At 69.3% G+C, this 6850-nt stretch carries 8 protein-coding genes and 2 pseudogenes; 6 read left to right on the forward strand and 4 right to left on the reverse strand.

All coding sequences use genetic code 11. The features are described 5' to 3' along the window. Positions 1-268 (forward strand): annotated as a pseudogene (locus G6020_RS16650) (hypothetical protein); the annotation flags it as partial. 17 nt (positions 269-285) lie between these two features. Here G6020_RS16650 and G6020_RS15735 read toward each other — a convergent pair. Then, positions 286-834, reverse strand: coding sequence for a nuclease-related domain-containing protein (locus G6020_RS15735; protein WP_179526287.1), 549 nt, complete (start codon positions 832-834; stop codon positions 286-288). Between the two features lie 676 nt (positions 835-1510). On the opposite strand from G6020_RS15735, the gene G6020_RS15740 reads away from it, so the two are divergent. Together G6020_RS15740 and G6020_RS15745 are read left to right on the forward strand one after the other, a co-directional pair. Further along, positions 1511-2761 (forward strand): LLM class flavin-dependent oxidoreductase, encoded by a 1251-nt coding sequence (locus G6020_RS15740; RefSeq protein ID WP_182611248.1) that lies wholly within the window; start codon positions 1511-1513, stop codon positions 2759-2761. Continuing rightward, positions 2758-3459, forward strand: a complete 702-nt coding sequence (locus tag G6020_RS15745) for a CE1759 family FMN reductase (RefSeq protein WP_182611249.1) — start codon at positions 2758-2760, stop codon at positions 3457-3459. Before G6020_RS15740 ends, G6020_RS15745 begins: the two co-directional genes overlap by 4 nt. Before the next feature lie 8 nt (positions 3460-3467). Here G6020_RS15745 and G6020_RS15750 read toward each other — a convergent pair whose 3' ends face one another. The 3 genes from G6020_RS15750 to mca form a co-directional block, all read right to left on the reverse strand. Then, entirely contained in the window at positions 3468-3647 is a 180-nt protein-coding gene (locus G6020_RS15750; protein WP_182611250.1) for a hypothetical protein, read from the reverse strand. 74 nt (positions 3648-3721) lie between these two features. Then, complete coding sequence (locus G6020_RS15755; protein WP_182611255.1) at positions 3722-3997, reverse strand: hypothetical protein; 276 nt, start codon at positions 3995-3997, stop codon at positions 3722-3724. A gap of 44 nt (positions 3998-4041) precedes the next feature. Continuing rightward, positions 4042-4965: a mycothiol conjugate amidase Mca gene (mca, locus tag G6020_RS15760; RefSeq protein WP_182611251.1), complete on the reverse strand. Its 924-nt coding sequence runs from the start codon at positions 4963-4965 to the stop codon at positions 4042-4044. Positions 4966-5080: 115 nt separating this feature from the next. On the opposite strand from mca, the gene G6020_RS15765 reads away from it, so the two are divergent. The 3 genes and pseudogenes from G6020_RS15765 to G6020_RS17300 form a co-directional block, all read left to right on the forward strand. After that, positions 5081-5533, forward strand: a complete 453-nt coding sequence (locus G6020_RS15765) for a DUF4307 domain-containing protein (protein WP_182611252.1) — start codon at positions 5081-5083, stop codon at positions 5531-5533. Between the two features lie 122 nt (positions 5534-5655). Beyond that, positions 5656-6153, forward strand: coding sequence for a transcription elongation factor GreA (gene greA / locus G6020_RS15770; RefSeq protein ID WP_017835774.1), 498 nt, complete (start codon positions 5656-5658; stop codon positions 6151-6153). Positions 6154-6245: 92 nt separating this feature from the next. Next, a pseudogene (locus G6020_RS17300) lies at positions 6246-6850 on the forward strand (restriction endonuclease); the annotation flags it as partial.

Consider the following 6850-nt stretch of genomic DNA (forward strand, 5'->3'; position numbering starts at 1 on the left):
CACCGCCGAGTGGAACCTGATCTGCCTGTGCCGCAAGCACCACCGCGAGAAGACCTTCGGCCACTGCGCCTACCGGCCCGGACCCCTCGGTGAACTGACCATCATCACCGAAACCGGACACGAACACCGCACCACCCCACACGGCCCACTGGCCCAGGCCCGCGACCGGATCCTCGACCACCGATGGCGCCAACACCTCGAGCGCCTCATCACCGACGACGGCCACCTCACCAACCCACCAGGCGCCCACCGCACCCACCCCGCCTAACCCTCACCAACCCGGGTTCAGCGGTGCCACGTCGTGGATCGCCTGGCGACCTCGTGGATTGCGTCGATCTCGCGTAATCCCAGTCGCTGCGGTTGCGACGTGAGGAATCGCCTGATGCGACGCCGGGGAACCACCGTCACAGCGCCATCTGAGGGCTGGTTCTTCACGGTGAATCCCCCTCGAGCTCCCACCACCGCGATCATCCCGACGACCGGGACCGGAAAGCCGACCTGCTCCGCGAGCAGACGGGATGCCCGCCTCGCCTCGTGCCGACTGTTGCGGATGTACGGAACCCGACTGCCGTTGACCATGAAGGTGTCCCCGCCCACCCAGATCGCCGCCTTGGGATGATTCTTGGAGTTCACGGTGAAGACGCCGCCGGGTCCGATCACCACGTGGTCGATATCGGCACCCCTCTCCCCCACGCGTACGGCGTGCAGGATCCTCCACCGGGCGTCCAGGCCCGCCAGCTGTTCGCCGACGGCCTGCTCACCGTCCGCGCCGATACGCCAGGCACGCTCGTCGGTCTTCGCGTCGACCAACCGGGCGAGCACATGGCGCACCATCCCCTGCGCCTCCCGCTCGGCGAGCGCTCGCTCGCGTGCGGCCGCCCCCGCACGAGCATCGGCGAGATCGTGCCACCTCGGTCCGGATACGGTGTCTGGAACGGTGCGTGGCGCGCCGGCGTGCCCGGTCGACGCAGTTGTCGAGGAGCCAGTCGACGCCGCGACCGGCCCGGAACTCGGCAGCGACGGCGCGGGCGGTGGCACCGTCGCCGGCGGTGGCACCGGCGAGGGCGCAGGCGCGGGCGCAGGCACAGGTGTAGGTGTAGGTGCAGGCACACCGACCCCCTGCGGTATCCGGCTCGACTCCTGAGCCGAATCCCGGTGTCGCCCCGCGTGCGGGTGGTCCTCGATCGCCTTGCGCAACAGCGGAAGGTTGGCGAGATCGTCGGAGTGGTAGCGGCCGGTCGCCAGGTTGAGATAACCGAGGTCGGTTCCGCCCGGCGTGGCGGCATAGACCCGGTCGTGGCCGAAACGGGACCACCTTCGGACGATCCACTCGGTCACGGCGCCTCCTGATGTCAGTCGCCGAATACTCACATCCCGAGGCCACGGCGCGGAGGAGAACTCGCGAACCGAGAGGCGCCAAGGGTGAGGCGGAATACTCCCCGACCCCCTTTTGTTTGACATGTCAGCAAGTTAGGATGAAACGCACCAACAGACTGAAAGGCTCGCCATCATGCAGTTCGGGATCTTCTCCATCGCCGACATCACACCTGACCCCCACACCGGGCAGGTATCCACCGAGCACGAGCGCCTCGAGGCCATCGTCGAGTACGCGGTCCAGGCCGAGCAGGTGGGCCTGGACGTCTTCGCCCTGGGCGAGCACCACAACCCGCCCTTCGTCACGTCCTCCCCCACCACCACCCTGGGCTACATCGCCGGGAGGACCTCCGACATCATCCTGTCCACCGCCACGACGCTCATCACCACCAACGACCCGGTGAAGATCGCCGAGGACTACGCCATGCTGCAGCACCTCGCCGGGGGCCGGGTCGACCTGACCATGGGACGCGGCAACACCGGCCCGGTGTACCCGTGGTTCGGCCAGGACATCCGACAGGGCCTGCCGTTGGCGATCGAGAACTACGAGTTGCTCCACCGCCTGTGGCACGAGGACGTGGTGGAGTGGGAGGGCAAGTTCCGGACTGCTCTCCAGCAGTTCACGTCCACCCCGCGCCCGTTGGACGGCGTCGCGCCCTTCGTCTGGCACGGGTCGATCCGCTCGCCGCAGATCGCCGAGCAGGCCGCCTATTACGGTGACGGGTTCTTCCACAACAACATCTTCTGGCCGATCAGCCACACCAAGCAGATGGTCGAGCTGTACCGCCGTCGCTACGAGCACTACGGTCACGGCTCGGCTGACCAGGCGATCGTCGGGCTGGGCGGTCAGTTCTTCGCCCGCCCCAACAGCCAGGACGCGGTGGACGAGTTCCGCCCCTACTTCGACAACGCCCCGGTCTACGGCCACGGCCCGTCGCTCGAGGACTTCACCGCCCAGACTCCGCTGACGGTGGGATCCCCGCAACAGGTCATCGACCGCTACATGACCATGCGCGAGCACGTGGGCGACTACCAACGCCAGATGTTCCTCATCGATCACGCCGGGCTGCCGCGTAAGACGGTGCTCGAGCAGATCGAGATCCTCGGCACCGAGATCGTCCCGGTCCTGCGTCGCGAGCTCGACGCGCTGCGGCCGGCGCACGTGCCTGATGGGCCCACCCACGCGGCACGTGTCGCGGCACGTGACGCCGCGCTGGCCGCCGAGGGGGCGCCCGCGTACTCGGACGCTTACCGGTTCGGCACCGGCGACAATTGGACCGGACTGACCGTCGAGGGCGGACAGCGCGCCCAGGAGCAATCATTGGCCCGTGCCCGCCGCACCGAGTCCCGGCTCGCGCAGGCACCGGCGGGACGGGGCGACAAGTGACCGCCACCCACGCACCCGACGCACGGCCGCTGCGGCTGGTGGTGATCTCGGCGGGCACCTCGGTGCCGTCGAGCACCAGGATGTTGGCCGACCGTCTCACCTCGGCGACCCGTGAGGCCCTCGGGCGCCACGGGCAGGACGTCGACGTGACGGTCCTCGAGGTCCGCGGGCTCGCCCATGAGGTCGTGGACGCCACCTTCACCCGGTTCCCCGGCGACAAACTGCGCGCCGCACTCGAGGAGATCGCCCGCGCGGACGGGGTGATCGCGGTGACACCCACGTACAACCAGTCATTCTCGGGCCTCTTCAAGTCGTTCTTCGACGTGATCGACCCCGGCACGCTGACCGGCGTCCCGGTGGCACTGGGTGCGACGGGTGGCACCGTCCGGCACTCGCTGTCGATCGACTTCGCGCTGCGCCCGATGTTCGCCTACCTCAAGGCGGACGTGGTGCCGACCTCGGTGTTCGCGGCCTCCGAGGATTTCGGGGCCGTCGCCACCGGCGGCGACGGAGACTCGCTGGCCTCGCGCGCCGACCGCGTGGGCACGGAACTAGCGGACTTCATGCTGCGGTTCGCCGGGGTGACCGGGGGTGCGGTGGCGCCGACCCGGGCGGACGAGGGACGGGGCCGGAGGAGCGACGACGACGAGTTCGGCGACTTCGTCCCGATGGGCGACCTGCTCGGTGGTGCGAGCTAACCCCGGGATCAATCGGTCTGCGCGAGGCGTAGAGGGAGGATTCCGGTGTAGCCAAACTCGTGGTACTGAAGCTCGTCGACATACGGCGACTCGGCGTTGAGCGTGTAGCCGTCGGCAACCCGGCCGCACTGGTCGCCTCCCAGGAGGCCGGCAGTGATCAGTCGGCCCGGGTCGAGCTGCCGGGTCACCTGTCCGACCTCATCTGCCCACTCGCGGAGCACCTCCACCGGATGCGGTGGGGCGCAGCCGATGTCGGAGGGGCTCAGCGTGGATCGACGGGCGCGCCCGGGGTCCCGCCCTCGACACCGGCCCGGTCCGTGCCCTCGTCGGCAAGTTGATCCGGCTCGGGGTGGTCGGTGTCGAAGGTCTCGGGCAGGTTCTTGATGTGCTTGTTCATGTTGCGGATCAGAAGGACCGTCGCGACCAGCAGGAGCAGGACCACGGGGATCCCGATCGGCGAGGCCTTGCCGAACTCCGGGCCCATCGGGTGGTCGTTGTACCCGGGCGTGCCCGGCGACTGGTTCTGCGCGAAGACCATCGAGGTCTGATACGCCAGGATCTGGACGTCCGGTCCCAGGGTGATCATCTCGGGTCCTCACTCGTGCTCGGTCCGACCGGGAGCGCGACGTACGGGTCGACGCCCTCGAACAGGTCTGACTCGTATTCTCCCTCAGCCCGCTCGGGTACGGCCACCCGGCTTGCCGCGAGTTCGAACTCCTCGGTGGGCCACACCCGCTGCTGCATCTCCACCGGGGCGGCGAAGAACCAGCCGTTGGGGTCGATCTGCGTGGCGTGGGCCAGCAGTGCGGAGTTGCGTTGCTCGAAGTAGTCCGCGCACTCCACCCTGGTGGTCACCCGCCCCATGATGTCGGGGCGATCCCCCCAGCGGGACAGGAACTCGGCGAAGTGGCGGACGCCGTCGCGGGCGAACAGCTCCTCGTCGAGCAGCTCCAGACGGCTCTTGGGGAAGCCGTGCGTGTAGTAGACCTTGCCCACGGCCCACGGCTCGCCGGTCCCGGGGTAGCGATCGGGGTCCGCGGCGGCCTCGTAGGCGGCCATCGACGCCGAGTGAACCTTCAGGTGATCCGGGTGCGGGTACCCACCGTTCTCGTCGTAGGTGATGATCACGTGCGGACGGAACTCCCGGATCCTGGCGACCAGGGAGCGGGTGACCTCGTCGTCGTCGACCAGGGCGAAACATCCGGGAGGCAACGGCGGCAACGGGTCCCCCTCGGGCAGACCCGAGTCCTCGTAGCCCAGCCAGTGGTGGTCGACGCCGAGGATGTCCGCCGCGCGCGCCATCTCGCGGCGCCGTACGCCCACGAGATCGGCCACGACGTCGGGGCGGTCCATCGCAGGGTTGAGGATGCTGCCGCGCTCGCCGCCGGTACACGTCTCCACCAGCACGTTCACTCCCCGGGCCACGTACTTGGCCATGGTCGCGGAGCCCTTGGACGCCTCGTCGTCGGGGTGGGCGTGCACCGCCATCAGCCGGAGACCGGCCATCGTCGCACCTGCCGTTCATCAGAGCTCGGGGATCGGGATGACCCATTCTATGGACTCACCGGCCACCGGTGCCCCCGGGGCGGTCCGCCCGGGGCCCCCGGATACCCTGGGGATCATGAGTGAGCCGAGGCCGGACGCCGCGTCGCAGGCCGCAGGGACCCCGCCGGCCGGGCGGTACGACGACTCCGGGTCGGGCGTGACCGGCAAGGTGGTCGCCGGCTTCCTGGTCCTGCTCGTCGGCGCCCTCGTGGTGGCCGGCGCCGTCGCCGGCTACCGGCTCAGCGCCACCCCCACCATCTCCGGTGAGGTGATCGGGGTGACCGTCGTCGACGACGAGCGGGCGGACGTGGTGATGACCGTCACCCGGGACGATCCCGGGACCGCCGCCTACTGCATCGTCCGCGCGCAGGACCAGACCAAGGGCGAGGTCGGCCGCCGCGAGGTGTACGTGCCCCCGTCCGAAAACAGCGCGATCCAGGTCGACATGTCCATCGCGACCTCGGCCCGCGCGTTCGTGGCCGACGTCTACGGCTGCGGCGACGACGTCCCCGACTACCTGCGCAGGTAGGGGTTCTCGGGCCCCGAACCAGGTCACCGCTGTGTTAGCATCGTCCCATCAGCACGGCTCCTTTCGCGGGGCCGTGTTTTTCGTACAGCAGCACACACACGAACAGATTGGAGCGCGCTCTCATGGCGAACGACACCCAGGGCTACTGGTTGACCCAGGATTCGTACGACCGCCTCATGGCCGAGAAGGAGGCGCTGATCGCCAACCGTCCGGTCATCGCCGCCGAGATCAACGAGCGGCGCGAGGAGGGCGACCTCAAGGAGAACGCCGGGTACCACGCCGCGCGTGAGCAGCAGGGCCAGGAGGAGGCGCGCATCCGTCAGCTCGACGACCTGCTGGCCACCGCCCAGGTCGGCGAGACGCCCACCGAGACCGGCGTCGCCCTGGTGGGCTCCGTGGTCCGCGCCTACTACAACGGCGACGAGGACACCAAGGAGACCTTCCTGGTGGGCACCCGCGGTGAGGGCTCCGGCAAGGACGACCTCGAGATCTACTCCCCCGACTCCCCCCTGGGCCGCGCGATCCTGGGCGCCAAGGTCGGCGAGAGCCGCGAGTACACCACCCCGAACGGCAAGTCCGTCTCGGTGACGATCGTGACCGCGGAGCCGTACCAGAGCTGACCGGCCACGACGGGCCCGGTGGTAGGTTCTTCACGACTATCGGGCCCGGTTCGACCAGCCCGATCCCGCGCCGGCGTTTCCAGGAGTCCCACGTGACAGACGGTTCCCATGACAGGCCATTCGGCCCGGCACCGAAGATCGAATCGGCGGCCGAGCAGGTCCTGGGACCGGCGCTGCGCACAGGGCAGTCACCGTTCGACGACGAGCTCTACACCTGGACCCCCGAGGTCGCGGAGGAGCTCATCCGACGTCTGGACGGCGACGCCGAGGAGCACACCGGCGAGCACTCCGCGGACTCCACCCGCTCCCCCGTGATGCAGGCGCTCCACGACCAGCTGGAGGGTGCCCCGCGGCCGGTGGTGCTCCTGGCCGCCGAGTTGCTCTACATCCAGCAGCTGCCCCTGTCCACGGTGACCGCCCGCCTCAAGCGGGGACGGATCAGGGACGTCCTGTCCTGGATGGACGACGCCCCGGAGATCCCCGAGGTCCTCGACGAGGCGCTCGGCGAGAAGGGTCCGCTGACCGGCGGCCTCGGGTTCAACGTCCAGATGCGCGAGCACCTGCGGTGGCTGTGCACGTTCGTCATCCACTGGGCCGAGTTGGAGTCCGCCGAACGGGACGCGGCGCTCACGGACCCGTGGGAGTTCCAGCGTGCCGCCCGCTCGACCCCCGGCGACTGGCGGGCCATCCGCTACAA

This window comes from Dietzia sp. B19, assembly GCF_014145155.1.
Taxonomy (GTDB): domain Bacteria; phylum Actinomycetota; class Actinomycetes; order Mycobacteriales; family Mycobacteriaceae; genus Dietzia; species Dietzia natronolimnaea.